The organism is Cetobacterium sp. ZOR0034 (assembly GCF_000799075.1).
Classification (GTDB): Bacteria; Fusobacteriota; Fusobacteriia; order Fusobacteriales; family Fusobacteriaceae; genus Cetobacterium_A.
Map to the genome: position 1 here is coordinate 1 of NZ_JTLI01000012.1, position 18,843 is coordinate 18,843.

19 protein-coding genes are annotated in these 18,843 nt (G+C 24.3%); 11 read left to right on the forward strand and 8 right to left on the reverse strand.

What is annotated here, in order from left to right; all coding sequences use genetic code 11:
* Nucleotides 1-144 precede the first annotated feature (144 nt).
* The 8 genes from L992_RS03610 to L992_RS03645 form a co-directional block, all read right to left on the reverse strand.
* Nucleotides 145-381: a YdbC family protein gene (locus tag L992_RS03610; protein ID WP_047394475.1), complete on the reverse strand. Its 237-nt coding sequence runs from the start codon at nt 379-381 to the stop codon at nt 145-147.
* 35 nt (nt 382-416) lie between these two features.
* Nucleotides 417-1,229 carry a hypothetical protein gene (locus L992_RS03615; protein ID WP_047394478.1) on the reverse strand — a complete coding sequence of 271 codons (813 nt, stop codon included), beginning with the start codon at nt 1,227-1,229 and terminating at the stop codon, nt 417-419.
* Between the two features lie 101 nt (nt 1,230-1,330).
* On the reverse strand, nt 1,331-1,729 hold the full coding sequence (locus L992_RS03620; protein WP_047394481.1) for a HEPN domain-containing protein: 399 nt from the start codon (nt 1,727-1,729) through the stop codon (nt 1,331-1,333).
* Nucleotides 1,716-2,033, reverse strand: coding sequence for a nucleotidyltransferase domain-containing protein (locus tag L992_RS03625; protein WP_047394483.1), 318 nt, complete (start codon nt 2,031-2,033; stop codon nt 1,716-1,718). Before L992_RS03625 ends, L992_RS03620 begins: the two co-directional genes overlap by 14 nt.
* Nucleotides 2,034-2,086: 53 nt before the next feature.
* Nucleotides 2,087-2,836 carry a hypothetical protein gene (locus L992_RS03630; RefSeq protein ID WP_047394486.1) on the reverse strand — a complete coding sequence of 250 codons (750 nt, stop codon included), beginning with the start codon at nt 2,834-2,836 and terminating at the stop codon, nt 2,087-2,089.
* Nucleotides 2,823-3,569: a ParA family protein gene (locus L992_RS03635; RefSeq protein ID WP_047394488.1), complete on the reverse strand. Its 747-nt coding sequence runs from the start codon at nt 3,567-3,569 to the stop codon at nt 2,823-2,825. Before L992_RS03635 ends, L992_RS03630 begins: the two co-directional genes overlap by 14 nt.
* 37 nt (nt 3,570-3,606) lie before the next feature.
* Nucleotides 3,607-5,370, reverse strand: coding sequence for a hypothetical protein (locus L992_RS03640; protein WP_047394490.1), 1,764 nt, complete (start codon nt 5,368-5,370; stop codon nt 3,607-3,609).
* Between the two features lie 380 nt (nt 5,371-5,750).
* Nucleotides 5,751-7,970: a MobA/MobL family protein gene (locus L992_RS03645; protein WP_047394493.1), complete on the reverse strand. Its 2,220-nt coding sequence runs from the start codon at nt 7,968-7,970 to the stop codon at nt 5,751-5,753.
* A gap of 110 nt (nt 7,971-8,080) precedes the next feature.
* Here L992_RS03645 and L992_RS03650 point away from each other — a divergent pair, with 110 nt between their 5' ends.
* From L992_RS03650 to istA, 11 genes are all read left to right on the forward strand, one after another.
* A complete protein-coding gene (locus L992_RS03650) occupies nt 8,081-8,266 on the forward strand; it encodes a hypothetical protein (RefSeq protein ID WP_047394496.1) in 186 nt (61 codons plus the stop codon).
* A 13-nt stretch (nt 8,267-8,279) separates the two neighbouring features.
* Complete coding sequence (locus L992_RS13450) at nt 8,280-8,426, forward strand: hypothetical protein (RefSeq protein WP_156110639.1); 147 nt, start codon at nt 8,280-8,282, stop codon at nt 8,424-8,426.
* Between the two features lie 743 nt (nt 8,427-9,169).
* Nucleotides 9,170-13,270 (forward strand): hypothetical protein, encoded by a 4,101-nt coding sequence (locus tag L992_RS03655; RefSeq protein WP_047383310.1) that lies wholly within the window; start codon nt 9,170-9,172, stop codon nt 13,268-13,270.
* A complete protein-coding gene (locus L992_RS03660; RefSeq protein WP_047394498.1) occupies nt 13,270-15,090 on the forward strand; it encodes a hypothetical protein in 1,821 nt (606 codons plus the stop codon). Before L992_RS03655 ends, L992_RS03660 begins: the two co-directional genes overlap by 1 nt.
* A 1-nt stretch (nt 15,091) precedes the next feature.
* Nucleotides 15,092-15,787 (forward strand): hypothetical protein, encoded by a 696-nt coding sequence (locus tag L992_RS03665; protein ID WP_047381092.1) that lies wholly within the window; start codon nt 15,092-15,094, stop codon nt 15,785-15,787.
* 83 nt (nt 15,788-15,870) lie between these two features.
* Complete coding sequence (relB, locus tag L992_RS03670) at nt 15,871-16,101, forward strand: type II toxin-antitoxin system RelB family antitoxin (RefSeq protein ID WP_047381091.1); 231 nt, start codon at nt 15,871-15,873, stop codon at nt 16,099-16,101.
* A gap of 121 nt (nt 16,102-16,222) precedes the next feature.
* Complete coding sequence (locus tag L992_RS03675) at nt 16,223-16,510, forward strand: hypothetical protein (RefSeq protein ID WP_052191642.1); 288 nt, start codon at nt 16,223-16,225, stop codon at nt 16,508-16,510.
* Nucleotides 16,491-16,757: a type II toxin-antitoxin system RelE/ParE family toxin gene (locus tag L992_RS03680; RefSeq protein WP_047381089.1), complete on the forward strand. Its 267-nt coding sequence runs from the start codon at nt 16,491-16,493 to the stop codon at nt 16,755-16,757. The genes L992_RS03675 and L992_RS03680 overlap by 20 nt, the downstream gene beginning before the upstream one ends.
* Nucleotides 16,758-16,912: 155 nt before the next feature.
* On the forward strand, nt 16,913-17,236 hold the full coding sequence (locus L992_RS03685) for a nucleotidyltransferase family protein (protein WP_047394501.1): 324 nt from the start codon (nt 16,913-16,915) through the stop codon (nt 17,234-17,236).
* Nucleotides 17,229-17,351, forward strand: coding sequence for a hypothetical protein (locus tag L992_RS13810; RefSeq protein ID WP_255360699.1), 123 nt, complete (start codon nt 17,229-17,231; stop codon nt 17,349-17,351). The genes L992_RS03685 and L992_RS13810 overlap by 8 nt, the downstream gene beginning before the upstream one ends.
* Nucleotides 17,352-17,491: 140 nt before the next feature.
* Nucleotides 17,492-18,796, forward strand: coding sequence for an IS21 family transposase (gene istA, locus L992_RS03690; protein WP_197053379.1), 1,305 nt, complete (start codon nt 17,492-17,494; stop codon nt 18,794-18,796).
* The last annotated feature ends 47 nt before the right edge of the window (nt 18,797-18,843 follow it).

The window sequence follows — 18,843 nt, forward strand, 5'->3', positions numbered from 1 at the left end:
ACTACTGCCATAAAATTCCCTCCTAGTGATTAACTTTAATAAGTCTATTCATACATAGTATACCATATTTAAACTATCTATTTTAGATTTATTTTAACCATAAAATAACAAAAAATATAAATAAAAAGGATGCTAAAAGCACCCTTACATATCTAAGTCTTCTATATCAATTGAATCTAAAATTTCTTTCAATGCTATTAATTCCCCTTTAGATAAAGTTATTCCTTTTCCCATCTTCTCATGGTCTTCATCCCAATCACGAATATCTATTTTTGGTTTTCTAGAATTCCAAGAAATTAGATTAACTTCTTTTTTCCATCCCTTAGCACCTTCTCCAATTGTTCCTAAATTTTCAATAATCTCAAATTTTATTTCTGCCACATCATTCACCCCTATTTAGTTTAAAATAATTTTAATTAAGCCACATTCTTAGTCTTTAGATATTTCAATATATCATTTGGTATTTCATTATAACTCAATTGTAAAACCTCTTTAAAGTATAAATAATCCGTTATACGTTGAAGATTATAAATACACTCTTTATATCTTTCTATGAAAGTTATCTCTTCTTCTTTTACATCTATAGTTCTTAAAAGCATGTTCATTATTTTCAATACTTTTGCTATCTCTTCCATGAAGTCATAATCTATTTTTCTAAGTTCTAAATATTTATATAAATTATCATCTTTGTTTTTTAATGTAACTAAAACCATCTCTTCCTTATCTAAAAATTCTATATCTTTACTCTTACAAGCAATTTCCTTAGTAAACTCTTTAACGTCTATTAATTTATATGGATAGTCCTCTGTTAAATCTGTAGTTATGTACTCAACTGTAACTTCCTTACTCATAACCCATCTAAAAAAGTTAATAGACATAGCTTCTAAAACGCCTCTATTTAAAACCTCCATGTTGAAATCATGAGCTATATCTTTTGCTAATCTCTCAGATAGTTCTAAATATGTCTCAAAGCCAATATCGTTACTAAAAGCCACATCTTCTTTTAAATATTCCTCTATTTTTGCTATAGAAACAACTAATGAATCAAAAGCTAAATATCTAAATTTTCGATCATAATAATGCTCAATTCCCTTGTATATTCTACCTAATATTTCTTTATCTAGTTTTCTTCTAGCTACACTATCTAATGAATTTAGATAAAACTCATATAAATCATCTATATTTTTCTTTTTGTTTTTATCAATTTTTACTTTTAACTTCCTTGCCACAAATCCTCCTCCGACTTTTTATAATATAATAAAAAGGAAGTGATATATTCATCACTCCCTTTAATTATACTATTTTGCCACTTTTTCTACCAGTCCTTTTCCTAATCTAAAATTTTAATAATTTTATTTTTAACAAAATTTAATATTTCTAATGCTTCAGTTTTTGCTTCTTCCAATATATCATGTGTAGGAACTAAACCATATCCAGTATCCATATATCTAAATATTGTAGCATATGGTGTTAATTTTTCACAAGCATCATATAATACTTCAAAATCTAAATCTATATTTATGCAATTATCTAAAATACTTGTTAAATCATGAGTTTTAGGAACTTTATTTTTATGAAAAATTAAAAAAGCTTTTAATGCCTTTTCACCAGCCTGTTGATAATGATATATTGCTGATTCTTCAAGTTCATTTTCATATAAAATTTTTCCTGATTGAAAATCTCGCTCAGCTTTAAATAGCATTATTTCATAATCTTTAGTTGGCTTCATATAATAAGTACCCCTTATTCAAAATTTCATTTTCTATCAAATGATTTTTTTTAGCATTATCTAAAAATTCTAATTCATTCTCTACAATTAAATCTTTTGGAAATCCAATTCCTCTTAAAGCTTTTAATCCTTTTCTCATTTCTAATATTTTATTATCACATTTTTCTAAAATAACCATTATATCTAAATCGCTTTCTTCATTAGGGATGCCCCAAGCATATGATCCAAATATATATATTTTTTTAGGATGAAATTCTTTAACTAATCTTTCTTTTACTTGCTCTATTTGTTTTAAATTAATCATTTTAAACCTCCAATTTCTTAAACTAACGTATAGAAATTAATTGTATAACAAAATTAATTATTTACTATATTTTCTAATGATTTTAATAGTTCATTAACCTTTTTTAAGTCTTTATTTGATAAATTTTTTAAATTCTTTTTTACTTTTAAAATTCTTTTTTCTATTTCTAATAAATTTATTTCTTGTTTAATAGCTGTATCTTCAACAATTTCAATTATTTCAGCATCCTGAATCGCTTCATTTCCCAAATCGAGAGCTCTCGATTTCAAATGATCTACTTCTAGAGTTTTTTTTCTCTCTTCCTTTACTTCTTTAGCGGTTTTTAACTCCCCTTCTAAAACTTTCTTAACTATAGTTTCTGGTGTTTTTTTATTTATAGCTTCTTTTATCGTTGCATCTGAAAGTTTTAATATATTTTCTTTATACTCTGGTCTTTCTAAAGTTAATTTAAATCTACCTCTAAATAAATAAACTTGATCTTTATTAAACCCCATAGCTTTATACCATGCTGCAAAATTTATAGGCTCCTCTTCTGTTGAGTATCTTTTAAATACATTCCTAGCATTTTCTAAAGTTTCTCCTATTGCACATGCAATCTCTCCAATTCTTTTTCCTTGAAGTATTAAATTTTTTTCATATTCTATCAAAAAATTTTTATCTTCTATTTCCATCTCTAAAGAATCATAATCAAAGTTAGATTTTAAATTTCTTATATCACTACTAATCAATTGACCTAATCCAATTTCATCTTCTTGACTTTCCTCATACCTTTTTTTTATTTTTGCTAATCTATTTACTGTCATTTAATATCACCTTAGCTACATTTAAATAGTCTTTTGCTCCATTTGAAGATTTATCTGCTTTAAAAATAGAAATTTTCTCTATTCCTATCTCACTTAATTTACTATTTATTCTTATAGCCGGAAGTACTTTTGAATGAGTATTTAAAAGCATTTCATGTACTTCACCAGATATTTTCTTTCTTCCATCTAACTTAGTTGGTAATATTCCCAATAAATTTAACTCTGGATTTAAATGTTTAATAGGTGACTTTAAAACTTTCAATAATAGATTCAATCCCTCCATGGATGCTAATTCACATTCACAAGGAATAATTAAATCTGTTGATGTTGCTAATGCGTTTAAAGTAAATATAGAAAGACTTGGTGGACAATCAATTAATATAAAATCATATTTATCCTTTATTTTATCGATAGCTTTCTTTAATCTAAATTCTTTATTATAAGATGAATTTAACTCTAATTCTGCTAATGTTAATTCTATCGTACTTGGTAACAAGTCAAATTCATCTAACTTCTCTACACAATTTTCGATATCTTTTTTTTCTGCTAAAACTTCCCAAACTGATAAGTTAGGAGAATTTTCCATAGAAAAAAAAGTTAAAGTCCCTTGTGGATCCATATCGACTAAAAGCACTTTTTTTTTAAAAATAGAAAGTGCTGATCCTATAGAATGTGTTGATGTTGTTTTTCCAACTCCCCCTTTAAAATTAAGTAAACTAATAATTTTTGCCATTTTTCCTCCTAAATATTTGAACATTATTTTGTGAATTCTACAAAAAATTACTTTTTATTATTTCTTTTAATTTTTCTATAGTTAGATTTTTACGAATAAAATAATCTGCACATTCCAATATAATTTTTCTTTTAATAATCTCAATATTATCATACTCTATTTTCATTAAGTCTTGATATAATTCTACATATTCATCTATATATTCTTTTAATTTTTTTCTATCATTTATTATAATATCTTCCACTTTTGAATTTTCATCTTCAATTTTAATTTCTTTTTTGTTGTCTAAAATTTGAGGATATCTTTCTAAAAAATCACAGATTAATTTTTTCCTACTTCCCATAAAAGCTAGTTGTTGTATTTTAGTTTCCATTCCACACAATTCAATGTATTCTCGATAAACATATCCCTCTATACCGTTTTGAATATTTATAGGTAGTTTTTCAAATTTTTGATATAAATCATCAATTATTTTTTCTTTTTTTAATCCCTCTAATGAGATATTTTCATTTTTAGATTCTTTTTTAGGAATGTTTACCTCTAAAACTTCTCCATCAAACCAATTATTTTCTAATGATTTTAAAAAATAAGCTCTTGGACTCTTTAAATTTTTTTGTTTTTTTAAATATTGAACTGCTAGTAAAACCTTTTCTATTCCATAAGAATCAATAGAATCTTTTATTGTCTTAGGCATAGTTTTTAATTTTTTAGCAGCATTTGGAAGTTTATTTATAATTTCATTAATTACTTCTAACGTTATTTCTTCTTTTTTTTCTAATAAATTTTCAATAACGGGTTCATGCTCCATATCTGATATTGCTAAAGAGGTTGTCATTCTTTTAAAATCGTTTAAATCTGTATAAAATCTATCTTGCTTTAATATTAAATTAGTTTCTGAGAAAAATATCTCAACTTCTGACTTTTCCCAAGTTGTATCTTTTATAAAATTAAAATTTTTAATTAAATTTTTTTCTTTTAATTCTTCTAAACTTTTACCAATAGTCTGTATAGTTCTAGCAATATTTTTTTTATCATATTTTAATGGAATTCTTTTTATAAGAAATAATATATCTACTTTTAAATATAAATCATTGAATCTTAATTTTTCAATAAGCATATATATGGTTCTAGAAGTCCCATTAGTAATGGTTAAAAGAGTGTCTGAATCATAAACTAGATAACCTTTTGAAACTAAATTATCATAAAAATAATCTGAAACTGCAATTTCATAAGCCTCTTTTATTCTCTTATCGGAGATCTTTTCTTTTAAAGATTTATTTTTTTCGTCTTCTAATTTTAATATTTCTAAGCTCATTATTGTTGTATGAATCTCTTTTGTTAATAAACTTTTTTCTTTATTTGAATATAAAGTATTTTTAAACTGATAATTCGTCGAAGCTAATCTAATTAAAGCATCTTTAACTCTTTTTACATAATCTTTTGTATTCATATTTAATTCTTTTTTTAATTCATTTGCTGTTACAACAAATCTTCTTTGCATTCCTTTTTTTTTCATAAGCTTCATTAAAATTATGAATATTTTTTCTTCTAATTCACCTGGAATATAATTTCCATTCATTGGAACTACGTTGATATAAATATCTCTTTTCTGATTAAAAAAATACTTCACAATTTGATTGACTTTTCGCTTAGGATTTTTAGAAAACAGAGGATATTGTATGGCATTCATATCTACTCTTATTAGAGATTTATTTTTTAATAATTCTTCATCTAGATAGATATTTTCTTCAACTATTTCTGTTTCTGGCATATCAACAACTTCATCTTCTAACCAATTCATAAATACAACTTCCTTTCTCCTCTTTAGTGAGGGTATTTCACTAAAAAATACTTATTTCCTCTTTAGTGAGGTATATTTTTATAATGATTTTAACATATTTTTTGATTAAAATCACTAAATTCTTAAAAAATACCCTCTATAACGAGGAAACCCCCACTAATGAGGAGAGATACCCCCTAGTAATGAGGATAAATACCCCTCAATGACGAGGAAAAACCCCCTCACTAATGAGGAGAGATACCCCTCACTAATGAGGAGAGGTACTTTTTGCATTTAGCCTAATGTAATCAAGGTCTAATCAAGTGTTTTTTTGCATTTTTTTTGTTACCTAACAATATAAACAATATAACAATATAAAACAACTATAAACAATGTAAATTTTAAAAATCCATACTAAAACTTTTTCTTTTCTTTTTCTCTATTTCAAAATCAACTAAATAGTTACCTAAGATTTTTCCTCTCAAATTTAGATAATTTGATTTTAAAGATGTTTTGGTAAATCTATTGGATATATCTTTTTCAAGATCTAATTCTCTTTTCAGGTTTTTTGTCTCTTTAATAAAAAATTCATTAAGATTAGATTGTTCTCTATACATATCACTTTGTTTAGAATATCTTTTAGCAATACTATCTCTTAAGCTATTAATTCTAGATATCTCTTCATGAAGTTTTTTATCTCCAATTGATTTTTGAATCTCTTTAAACTCTTTTTCTAATTTTAAAAGAGAGTTATTAACACTTTTAAGTTCTCTATTTACTCTAGATAAAGATCCTAAATGCAATAATTTTTTAGAGAATGTTGTATATGAATCTCTTTCTATTTGTAACTCAATTCTTTTATTATCTAAAACTCTGTATTCTTTCATAGCTTTAAAGTATCTCCCCTTACTTAAACTATTTAAAGCTAAGTTTTCAATATTTTCAAATTTCATATCTTTAAAATAACTATAAATTTCAGATAATTTCGAAGCTCTTAAACTTGATTTAAGACGTTTGGACTCTTCGTTGGATAAATAACACTCGAAAATGCTGCTATCCACCTTAATTAGCTTTTTATGAAGAATAAGAGCAGTTATTTTTCTATCTAACAAGATAGATTCTTGTAACTCTTTTTCTTTTAACAATTTTGACTCAATACTTTTTTCAATTTTAATCTTTTTATTTTTCATTTCAGGAGTGGAATAATCACTTTTTATTTTTTCAATTTGAGATAAAATAACTTTATTGGATTCGCTCAATCTCTCAATCTCATTTTTAAAGAAATTTAACTTTTTCTCACTACCATCTTTATATTTATAACCAGATTCATATCTCATTAAATTTAATTCATTAGAATCCAATTGTCTCTTTAACTTAGAATATTCACCTTTAGTCAGAATATTTAAACTTGTAGTTTCTAAGTTTTTTAACTGTCTTGGAATATTTTTTAATATTTTTTCAGCTTTTTTTATTTCATAGTTACTTTGATTAAATATATTAAACATAGTATTGAAACTGTTTTTTAATTTTTCTTCTGCATAAACTTTAAATTCATTCTCTTGTATTGTTTCTTCAAATTGATCCAAATACTTTTCTAAATTAAGTTTATCATTGTTTAAATTCTTCAATAATAGATTTAAAGAATCTAATCTATTTTTTTCCATATTAAAGCTGCTTAAAAGCTCATATTCAACTTTTAAGATTTGTATATTTATTCCTTCTAATTTCTCATGAGTGTCTAAAATATCTTGGTACTTACTATCACTAAAACTATTTAACTCTAAATCAATCTCTTTTATTGCATCTTTTTTCAATGATTTCTCAGCTTCTAATCTCTCTAGTTTTAGAATTTCATCTTTTAACTCTTTTATCTCTCTATTTAACTTAAAAGATTCAAGCTTATTTCTGTGATCTTCACTTAATTTCTCTTCAGGTTTTTTTAATAAGGCTCCATTAATATGAATGGGATTTCTATCTAAAGATTCAGCCAAAAGATGATCGCCTTTTTCTAAAGCAATCTCTCTTTGTTTTTCTAAAGTTTCACACGAAACTCTCTCATTAACATTGGCATTTTCTAAATATTTATTCTGCATCTCTTCCCAAATTTTTCTGATCTCTAATAACTTTTCTATATTATTCCACTCAGTATTTTTCTTACAACCTCCACGCTCTGGAGATTTGGTGTTAGCTCTTTTAAAAAAAATATCTTTATTTCGCTCAATTCCATCAAGTTCTCTTGGAGAAAACATTATATGAGCGTGAGTATTTAAAATCTCTTTTTTGTATGAACTTTCTTTACTGTGAATAGCTACAGAATAGTGATATTTTCCCTCTAAAATGGTATCTAGAAACTCATTTAGAAGCTCAATATTCTTATCTTCAGTTAGTTCATTAGGAAGAGATATTCTAATCTCCTTATACACTGTACCATTGATTCTTTCTTTCTCATCACTAGCTACCCAAAATTCTTTAGGAGATTTGCACCAATTAGGCAAATTATGATTAGTGTATTTAATCTCATTTTCTTTATTAGTATATTTATTTTGTCCTAAAATATAGTCAATATGGGGACCACCTTTTCCAACTTTACCATAAGATATATTCAAATGATAATTTGCCATGATTTCACCTCCTAAAAAAGTCGAAGACACCTGAAAGGTCAGAATACCTCTTTAAACACGCAGTTTCTCACAATTTGCCAAGGCAAATGTGAGAAACTATTAAGCGTGAAATGTATAGAGTGACTTTATTAGAAAAAGAGGAGATTTTATCATTTAAAGAGTTAAAAGATTATGAAAATACTTTTGCCTATATTGAATCTTTAATAAAGCAATTGGGAAAAAATAGAAAAATTATAGTTCATGAAAAAAGAAATGATAAATGGGAAAAATTTGGTGAGTGGAAATTAGAACAATAAAAGAGGTGATTTTTTGATAAACTTAGAGTTAGAAAAGTTAATAAGAAAAATAGCTACTGAAATAGATGAAAAAATAAAAAATTTTGATTTTAAAGTTAAGGATATAACTTTTGATAAAAAAGATGATGAAATTTTAAAAATAAGAATAACTAAAAAGTAAAAGTTACAAAAAAATAGAAAGAACCTCTGGGGGGGATAGAGGTTCTACTATTTGGGGGGATTAAATTATTTATTACTTTTAACACTTTTTATAATATTTAGACAAGAGATTATATAGAAAAAGTTTTAAAAAATATTTTATTTTTTTTAAACTTTTAATAAAAAAATAAACGTCTAAAAGTCATAATAATAGTTGGAAGGTAGAAAAGGATTTAGTAGTTTTAGAGTATTAAAAATAGCCATCACACAGTTTCAAAGATGTTTTAATTTTTAAAAATAAAGAGAGAGAATATTTTAATTAATTTTAACAAATCATGAAGTTGTTTTTCTAACTATTATATGAGGTAATAGATTTAAAGTCAGTAAACTGTTTTACTATTAAGAGATTTAAAAGTTTTTTAAGAAAATGATTGAAAGTTTTAAAGTTATTAGAAGGTGATTTATTAGTGAAGTAGAGGGATTTGTGATGGTTGCCCTCTACTTTTTTTATGGAAACTTATGATGTGAAACATAAGCAAAATTTATTGAGATGAGCCTTAATGACATCTTACAAGATTAAGTTTGACAAAAAGGCCGTAAAAATCGATTTTTGAATAATGCTTCAAATAAATTGAGTAGAATAAATCCTGTTTCTTTAGTAGATTCAGGATTTTTTTATTTTTAAAACTTTAGAATAAAAAGTTATTGACAGGCCCGGGGCTCTAATATATCTTGTTATTTATCACTGAAAGGAGAGTAGATATCATGAAAATATTAATAAATGATTTTGTGAATAGAGTTGGAATTTCTAAAGATATAATCAAAAGACTAAAAGGATTAAAAACATTATCTCATGAATTAAAGGTGAATAATTCTATTCAAAATTTAAAAAATGGGAAGCTAGAAAATCCCTTGCTATTAGATGATAAAAGATATTTATACTTGGAAGATTTAAAAAAATTAATTGTGTATAGTTTAATAAGAACTAGAAAATCAATTCCAAAAGATGTAATTTTAACTCAAGATATATTGAAGAAAGATGATATAGATAATCTTATAGCAAAATTGATTTTATCAGAAAATAAAAGATTTAAGTTGATGAAAGATAAAATTATAAATGGATTAGATATAGAGGAGTGTTTAAAGGTATTAGAAGAACTTTATCCTAAAAAGATGGATGAGATTTATACCATCGATGATATGTTAGGCTTTGAAACTATTGCAAATAAATATATTGAGATAAAAAGTACAGAAAGTAATAAAATTCAAAAGAGTGAGAAAAAACAAGAGTTAGAATCTACAGATAATATTTTAGAAGATATTTTTAAGAAATATTCGGAAGAACCATATGGTTATTTTCCGTTACAACACCCAACTGGAAATGGTAAAACTTTTCATCTAGAAAATTTTATTGTAAAAAATATAGTTGATGATTTTAAAAATTTAAAACACAATAAAATAATAATAATTACTAACAATAAAATTAATATAAATGAAATTTATAGAGGAATTGTTAGTAAATTAAAAGCACAGACTCAAGAAAGTAAAAAAGAGTGTATTTTTCAAATGAAATCAGTTGGTGATATATTAAATGACGCCAGGTTTTTAGATGAAATCTTAAATGATTTAGATAAAGATTTAAAATTTTATAATCTTTTTCAGTTCAAAGAAAGCTTTATAAGGAAATTTAAAGAAAAAATTAGGCTTTTAAAAGAACATGTAAATAAAAAATCACCATTAAATTCTAATGATTTTTTAAAAGAATATATGAGCGAAATAAAAAAATGTATGTTTAAATTTTTTAATTTAAAAGAAAAAAATGAAATTTATTATGAGGATATGAAGCTTCCCAATTTTTTATATAAACTATTTCCAATGATTATAGAGGAGAATCTTCAAAAGAGAATTCTTATTATGACAACGGACAAATTTTTATATGGGTATGTTGGACGTAAAGGAACAGAGTATTTTTATGAAAATTTTAGAGATAATTTAATCTTTATAGATGAAATAGATTCAGCTAAAGACAAATTTTTAGATTTCATAAAAAATAGAAGAACTTTAAATATCCCAAATATAATAGATGTATTCAATGATAGATATAATTTATTTTCAGACATTCAAAATAATCAGTTGAATACTTTAATAGAAAAGCTATCTAAGTTTGAAAGTATGAGAGATGATTTAGATAAGCAAAATATAGAGAATAGAAAAATAAAGTTTCGGGAGAAAGTAAATTTCTTTATGGATAGAGGTAAATTTTTAAGAGAGAAGTATTTTACAACAGCAAAATATTTTGAACTTGAAAATGAAACTAGAATAGATCTTTTTGAAAATGAAAATCACTATGTTCAGTCGGATAGAAAAAAACTTTATATTGATATAACTAATGATAGTTGTTTAATAACAGAAAGAAAAACTTCTTTAGAATTAACAGCGTTAATTGATGATCTTTTTAACTATAGTTACAATAAATTTTATAAATTGTTAAATGAAATTTACGACTATCATATGTTATTAAAAGAAGATAATGAAATTGAAAAAGAGATAATAACTCATTTTGTATATAATTTAGAATCACAAAAAGAGATGTTGAATGAGTATAAAAACTACTATATTCAAAAGATAAAAATATTACAAGATAATAAAAGTTTTATGGATAAGGAATATAGTTATATACATATATCAGAAATAAATCCTGATTATAAAACAAATAGAAAAGTTAGAATAAAATGTCAGTATATGTATATAACTCCAGAGGAATTTTTATATAGTATTTGTAAAAATAACTTTGTTTTTGGAATATCAGCAACTGCAAATATAGAAACATGTATAGGTAATTTTGATATAAAATATCTAAAAGATAGATTAAAAAACAACTATTTTCAAATGACTAGTTTAGAGAAAAAAGTTTTAAAAAAATCTCTTTTAAAAATAAATAGTTTTGAAAAAAATATTGAGCGAGAATTATCAGTTTTTAGAGATAATTCTATACTTTTAACAGATCAAAGCAAAGGATTTCAGAATATTAATACTTTTTTAAAAGATCCAAAGAAATATAGATTACAAAAGCTTATAAAAAATATATTTAATGGAGCTTTAGAAAGTGTAGATGAGCAATTAGATGAGAATAAAAGAGATTTTCAAAAAAATTGTATTAGTTATGCTGTAACAGTTTTTTTAAATTTTTTATTAGATGAAGATACAAGTAGTTTATTATTTTTAAGTAATAGGCTTACTCATAAAGACATTTTAAAAAAGACAGCATTTGAACTAGGAAAGCATTTAAAGAAAAAAGTTTATTTTAATGCTTATAGATCCAAAGAATTAGATGATATTTTAAAAAATAGTAATGAAAAAGATAATGAATTGATGGAAAATTTAAAAGATTATAAAACAAAAACTATAATATTCACAACTTATCAAAGTGCTGGAGTCGGAGTAAATATAAAGCATACTTATAGTAAAAGACTTGATAGTAAACTAATTAAATTAAACCAGGATATACAAAAAGAAACAGGAATCTCTTTAAAATATAAAGATATTGATGAGATAGCACTAGAGAATAAAACTAACATTGTTAGCTTAGAAGATCTGTTCAACGAAAAGATAGTTTTATTATACTATACCAACTTATTATTAAGATGTAAGGCTTTAACAAAGAGAGAGAGATCTTTACTTTTAAATAGATTTAATGATATTGATTTTAAGAAAGTTTATAAAAAAAGATATGATTATACTGAAAATGTGATTGGAAAAATTATTCAAGGAATAGGAAGGTGTAATAGAACCAAGGTTCGATGTAAAAAAAGAAATATATATTTAGATAATGATTGTTTTGAAGTTATTAAAAGTTTTAAAGATGCTGATAGATTATTTATTGACGATTTTAACTTTTTATTAACAGAGGCGTTTAAAGAAAAGGGAGATTTAAAAAATAACTTTCAACAAGAGTTATTGAGAAAAGACCGAGAAGTAAGAAGATATTTTGAAAATACATATTTAGATGAGATATCTATCAATAATCAGCTTATAAGAAATACAGAAGATGAAGATAAGAGATTAGATTATATAAATAGTTTTATGAATTTTTACAAAAAGTATGAAAGATTTAGAATGTATGTTTTAAAAAATCCTACAAGAGGTCTTGAGGAAATTGAAAGTGTAGCTTATTTTTCAGCTATGGAAAAAATTGATAATTATACCGTACTTGGAAGTGCTGGAGATAAAATTGATAATATACTATTTAATACAACAAATGGAAATATCTCTAAAAAAGATAGTCGTTTAGATGAACTAAAATCTATTCCGCTTTTAAAAGATATTTTAGAGAATAAAGTTGGTTTGTTTGAAAAAAATGATCAGATAGTTTTACCATATATTTATCAAGCCATATTTAAAGGAACTTTAGGTGAAGTTTTAATAAAAGAGATTTTTAGAATTTATGATATTAAACTCAAAAATATAGATGAGGTTTTATCTATAGGTATGTTAGAGATATTTGATGATATAAGTGAAAGTGGTATGTATATAGATTATAAAAATTATAATTTAGAAAAACTTAATAGTAGAGAGTTTTTCAACGATATAATCAGAGAGAAAGTTATTCAAAAGAGAAGATACATAAGCTCTGATAAAAAATTATTTATTGTAAACCTTATAAGTAATAAATCAAAGGTATTAAATAGAGATATAGCTTTTTATAAAATTCAAAATATTTACAACGAAAGTTACAAAACCTGTAAATATGAAGAGAGTGAAGTTGTTCTTATTTCAGGAGTTTTAAGGTATAGAGAAAATAGTGAAGAATTAGAAATAAATGAAGTTCTAGTGAATGATTTAAAAAAAATGTTGGAGAGAAAGTAATGAAAGAATATTTTTACGATGGTAGATTTAAAATAAAAAAAATAAATTATGGCAAAATACTTAAAGATTTTAAAATTTATAAGGTTAATTTAGATATTGTTGGATTAAAAAAAGAGAGTAGTTTTAAAGAATATAGTTTATTTTTAAAGAAAATTCGAAGTTTAAAAGGAATAAAATCATTTTATATAAATAAAGACCTTTATATTTTAGGAGGACAAAATTTAGATATAGGTAGTTTAGATTTTTTAGAATCTTTCATAATAGGAGAGGCATATATGATTGATGAAGTAGAAGATTTAGAAAAAATTGAACCTTTGACACTTTTAAATCTTTTGATAAGATATTTAGCTTATGAAGATATTATGAAAATGGATAAAGATATAAAATATATTGATATTAACTCCATCTACTTTTTTATAAAAAAATTATCTAAAGATAAAATATATAAGTTTTTAAGATGTAGTTTTCAAAACTCCAATAACTTTGAGGAATATGTTTTAAATTTAACTCAAAAAACATTTACTCATGAATCTCTTTTTTATGATAAGTTTAAATTGAAAAGAAGTATGAAAATTGGTTATGATACTGCTACAAGATTACTTTTACCAAATGAAGACGGAAAATATTATGAAAAAAATCCTTTTTCTAAGAGTATAGAAACAAATTTTTTAGTTCAAACTCCTAATGATTTAACAAAACTTAAATCTTATTACTTTACACTTTTAAAAGATTTACTAGAAGAGTATTTATCAAAATATATAAAAGTAGAACTTTTGACATTAAAAAATTATGAGCATTTTGATAATAAAAGTAATAAATCATATTTTCAAAAAAACTTAAAAAAAATCTCGAAAAATATAGATATATATTTGATTAAAGATAGATTTAAAGATGGAGAGGATATGATAGCTAAAGATAGTGGACAAGAGATTATTGAACTTGTGAACAATTTAACTTTTGGAAAATATTCATTACAAAACAAGGGTATTGGAGAGATTACAACAGTATATAATAAGCAAAATTGGAATATATTCTTATTGAATACGACAGATACAAATAAGTTACTTTATGATGGATATAGAGAGATAAAGAAAAGATGTGGTTTAATATCTAATGGTTTTAGCTTGGAGCAAACTGATAAAAATAAAAAAGTAGCTATTAAAAGAGTAATTGAAGAATTATTTATAAAAGAGCAACTACAAAATTTAGATATATCAAAACTTAATAGCAAATATAATATTTTTGAAGGAGTTAGTTGTATTCATTTTAAGAATGAAAAAATAAGAAAAATTACTGTATTAAAGAATGGAAAAATAAAAATTGAAAGCTGTCAAATTTATGAAAATAGCTCTTTAAAAGATGAATTTAACTTTCTTATTGAAAAGTTTAATATAAAAATTGACTATGATAAATCAAAAATAAAATGGTTAGATATTAAGTTTATGAAAATAGGAGAAAAATATATTTATATATTGGATACAGAGCTTAGAGTATATTTTGACAGTAATCAATTTATTAATTTTTATAAACAAAGTATAGAAAGTGGTATGAAGGGAATTGCTAAAGGCTTAGATAGTTTTCTTGGAATGACAATGGCTATAAGATTAAATCGAAAAGAGCAGATGTACTACTCTTTCTATGATACTGGTATAGATGGGAAAGAGACATTCTCTCCAAATATAAAAAAATTGATTACAGACAAAAAGTTAAATGATAAAGAGTATGATATATTTTGTGAGAGCTTAGTATTTAAATATATTTCAAATGCTCAAAGATTAGCAACTTATCCATTTTTCTTTAAATTGACAAGTGAGGTGTAGGATGAGGAAAAATATTATTGGAGATATAAAAAATGAAATATTAACTCTCTATAAAGAAAAAATTGTTATAGAAAATAGTATTAGAAGAAAAAATGAGAAACAAATGCAGTTTTTAAATAGTGTTAAAAATAGAGTACAGCTAAATGTGGTTAAAATATTAAAAAAAACAATTAAATTAAATGAATGTATAGCTATTTTAAACGATGAAGAAAATATAAAAAATTTATTAACTCAAGTTAATAGAATAGATGAGAAGATAAAAAGTAAAGAAAAATTGAAAGGGGAGTTAGAAGCAAAGAGGAAAACTTTAGATTATTTATTTAATAAAGTTATATATTCAGAGAGCTTGACTGAAAATATACTTAAAGAAAAAATAGAGAAAAAAGTAGAGAGAAAAATAAATTTAAAAATAACAGAGCATGGATTGTTGAGATATATTGAAAGAGTTAAAAGAGTTAATATAGATTCAATCAAAGGCGAGATATTAGATATATTTGAAAAAGAGGATTTTAGAAAAAATGGTGTGTTTGAAAAAGATGGAGTTAGATACATTATTCAAGGAAATAAGATAGTAACTGTAATAAATAAAGTTCCATCTAAAGAAAAAGAGTTTAATAAGTATATACTTTATTATAGTAGGTATCGAAAGAATTTTCTTATTAAAAATTCATATAAGTATAATTTAAGAGTTTTATAATCAATTTAAATTTTAAAAAAACTTGCATATTAATCAATTAAGTAATGTAATTGTATTACAAATATGAATGAGGAGGTTTTAATATGTCTGTTATATCTGTTAGATTAAATGATGATGAAGAAACATTATTAAAAAAAGTTGCTAATTTTGAGGGAATGGGTCTTTCAAGCTATATAAAAAAAATTGTATTTGAGAGATTAGAGGAAGAATATGATTTAAAACTTGCTGAGAACACATATAAAGCTCATATAGAATCTAATCAAAAAACATACTCTTTTGAAAGTGTAGTAAAGGAATTAGGAATGGATCTATGAAAAATACAGGGTTGAATTTTCAGAAATATCTTTAGGACACTTAAAAAAATTGTAAAATAAAAAAAAAGCTTTACATATAATATGTATGATATGTATAATATGTAAAAAGGTGGTGTTTAAAATGGCTCAGATATCTGAAAGAATAAATATAATGTTTAATAAAGATGATTTAATTCAAATCAAAGATTTTTGTAAGAAAAAAGGAATGTCTTTTAGTGAATTTGCAAGAAAAACTTTGATAAAAGAAGTTAAAGAACAAGAAGAAATGGATTTATTAAAATTTATTAACGAAAATTGTGGATTTGTTGAGGAGCAGGAAGAAAAAGAAATAATAGATTTCATGAAAACTTATAATGAATCAGAAGCAGAATTTATTGAGGTGAGCCTTAATGACATCTTACAGGATTAAGTTTGACAAAAAGGCTGTAAAGTTCATGAAAGAAAATAGAATGGTAGGTTTAAAATTTTATGAAGCCTTTACCGAGATTTCCAAAGATACAAAAATGATATCATTATATGATGTAAAAAATTTAAAGGGTATTAAAGATGTTAAAAGACTTAGGATAGGAAGTTATAGAGCTTTATTCAAAATAGTTAATAATGAATTAGTTATATTGGTTATCGATATTGGAAGTAGAGGCGATATATACAAATAAATAATTGGAGATGTCAAGTTTTCAAGAAAGAGCTTTAGAGTCTAGTCAACTTTAAAAGCTCTTTTTATTTTTACATTCAATTGTATAGAGAAGTTTACATCTCAGCTGAATTTATGGTATAGTTTAACTATAATAAAAAAAGGGAGTGAATCAAAATGATTGATAAAAGTATAATACTAAATAAACTATCTGCTATTGATAAAAGTCAGTTTGGTATAAGTAAAATAGGATTATTTGGTTCTTATTCTAAAGATGAACAAACAGAAAAAAGTGATATAGATATCTTTGTAGAGTTAATTGATAATGATGAAATGTTAACTAATTTTTATAACTTAAAATCTTATTTAGAATCTACTTTTGGTAAAAAAATAGATTTAGTAACTTCAGGACAGTTTGATTATAAATATAAAAATCCATTGGTTGCTAAGTATAAAGAAAAAGTTAAGAATGAGATATTAGGAAGTGTTATCTATGTTTAATAAAGCTGAAAGAAGAGAGATTGATTATATTTTAGATATCTATGAAAAGATAGAAAGAATCGAAAGCAAAATGGAAAATAAGTCTTATTCGGATTTTTACGAAGATAGTGTGTGACTGATATAATAGATTGTAAGATTTCGCCAGAGAACCCTGCAAATTTTCGTGAGAGGAGAATGCTTGATTTTTTCTAAAAAATATTGTAATAAAAGTAGCCATTAAATTACAAGGAGATGGCTGCTTTGAAAGGACTGTATATGTTTGAAGAAATAAAAAAATTAAAGGCATTACCTCTAAAATTAAAAGAATCTCAAGTTGCTAAACAATTGAATATTGATACTAGAACAGTTAAAAAATATTGGAATATGACTGAAAAAGATTTTTTAAATCTTGTAAAAAAACTTAATGAAAGTAAATCAAAATCAGTATTAGATCAATATAAAGATGAAATATTAGGATTCTTAACAACTTACAAAAGTTTTACTGCTGCTCAGGTTTATGACCGTTTAAAAGAACAACATATTAATTTTAATTTATGCGAAAGCAGTGTTAGAAATTACGTTGCTAAATTAAGAGAACAACATAATCTTAATAAAAAAATTAAAGAACGTGAATATGTTGCTGTGGAAGAACTTCCTATGGGAAAGCAAGCGCAAGTAGACTTTGGAGAAATTATTCTTTGTGATATTGAAAATAAACCTGTAAAAGTATGGACTTTTGCCATGGTATTATCACATTCAAGATATAAATATGGTTATTGGCAAGATAAACCATTTAATGCTCAAGATTTTGTAGATATACACAATAAAGCCTTTCAGTATTTTGGTGGAATTCCAGAAGAAATTGTATATGATAGAACAAAGGTTGCACTGATAAATGAAAATGAAGATGGAACTTTTAAATTATGTAAAACTTTTGAAGAATATGTTGAGAAAGTTAAGTTTAAACCGGTGTTTTGTAAACCTTACGATCCAGAAAGTAAAGGGAAAATAGAAGCTGTTGTTAAATATTTTAAGTTCAATTTTGCTAATCATAGAACATACAAAGGGATTGATAATCTAAATGCAGCTTTTCATAGATGGCTAGAACGAACTGGAAATACAAAAATCCATCAGACAACAAAAAAAGTGCCATCAGAAGTATTCTCCCTGGAAAGACAATACCTTTCTGATAAGCACTTATCTAAAGACACCCAAATTATACAGCATAGAGTAAAAAAAGACAATACGATTTCTTTTGAAGGTAATAGATATTCTTTACCTAAAGGAACATACAGCGCTCATAAAGATGTAATTCTAAATATTGTTGGTGATTTACTCGAAATTAAAACATTAGATTTAAATTTAATAATTTCATATAAAATAACTAGTGGAAAAGGTAGATTAATTCAGAAAGAACCATATCATAGACAAGTTGTGAACGGCAAGCGTTTTTGTTGTTTTTTTGACATTTTCGATTGTTGTAAAATTGGCATTTCAGGATGTTGCTTTTTTGGCAGACCTAATTACACCTATTCATTAAATAAATGCTCTCTTTTCGAGGGTTTCCCAAATTTAGTGTAAATTGTAAAAATTGAATATATATATTTTACCTTCTTGGCTATTAATTT

Coding starts and splice junctions, on each gene's coding strand:
- L992_RS03680 (WP_047381089.1), top strand. CDS start 16,491: ATGACATCTTACAGGATTAAGTTTGACAAAAAGGCTGTAAAGTTCATG.
- istA (WP_197053379.1), top strand. CDS start 17,492: ATGTTTGAAGAAATAAAAAAATTAAAGGCATTACCTCTAAAATTAAAA.
- L992_RS03665 (WP_047381092.1), top strand. CDS start 15,092: ATGAGGAAAAATATTATTGGAGATATAAAAAATGAAATATTAACTCTC.
- L992_RS03645 (WP_047394493.1), bottom strand. CDS start 7,970: ATGGCAAATTATCATTTGAATATATCTTATGGTAAAGTTGGAAAAGGT.
- L992_RS13810 (WP_255360699.1), top strand. CDS start 17,229: ATGTTTAATAAAGCTGAAAGAAGAGAGATTGATTATATTTTAGATATC.
- L992_RS03630 (WP_047394486.1), bottom strand. CDS start 2,836: ATGACAGTAAATAGATTAGCAAAAATAAAAAAAAGGTATGAGGAAAGT.
- L992_RS03675 (WP_052191642.1), top strand. CDS start 16,223: ATGGCTCAGATATCTGAAAGAATAAATATAATGTTTAATAAAGATGAT.
- L992_RS03660 (WP_047394498.1), top strand. CDS start 13,270: ATGAAAGAATATTTTTACGATGGTAGATTTAAAATAAAAAAAATAAAT.
- L992_RS03685 (WP_047394501.1), top strand. CDS start 16,913: ATGATTGATAAAAGTATAATACTAAATAAACTATCTGCTATTGATAAA.
- L992_RS03635 (WP_047394488.1), bottom strand. CDS start 3,569: ATGGCAAAAATTATTAGTTTACTTAATTTTAAAGGGGGAGTTGGAAAA.
- L992_RS03640 (WP_047394490.1), bottom strand. CDS start 5,370: ATGAATTGGTTAGAAGATGAAGTTGTTGATATGCCAGAAACAGAAATA.
- L992_RS03655 (WP_047383310.1), top strand. CDS start 9,170: ATGAAAATATTAATAAATGATTTTGTGAATAGAGTTGGAATTTCTAAA.
- L992_RS03625 (WP_047394483.1), bottom strand. CDS start 2,033: ATGATTAATTTAAAACAAATAGAGCAAGTAAAAGAAAGATTAGTTAAA.
- L992_RS03620 (WP_047394481.1), bottom strand. CDS start 1,729: ATGAAGCCAACTAAAGATTATGAAATAATGCTATTTAAAGCTGAGCGA.
- L992_RS03650 (WP_047394496.1), top strand. CDS start 8,081: ATGTATAGAGTGACTTTATTAGAAAAAGAGGAGATTTTATCATTTAAA.
- relB (WP_047381091.1), top strand. CDS start 15,871: ATGTCTGTTATATCTGTTAGATTAAATGATGATGAAGAAACATTATTA.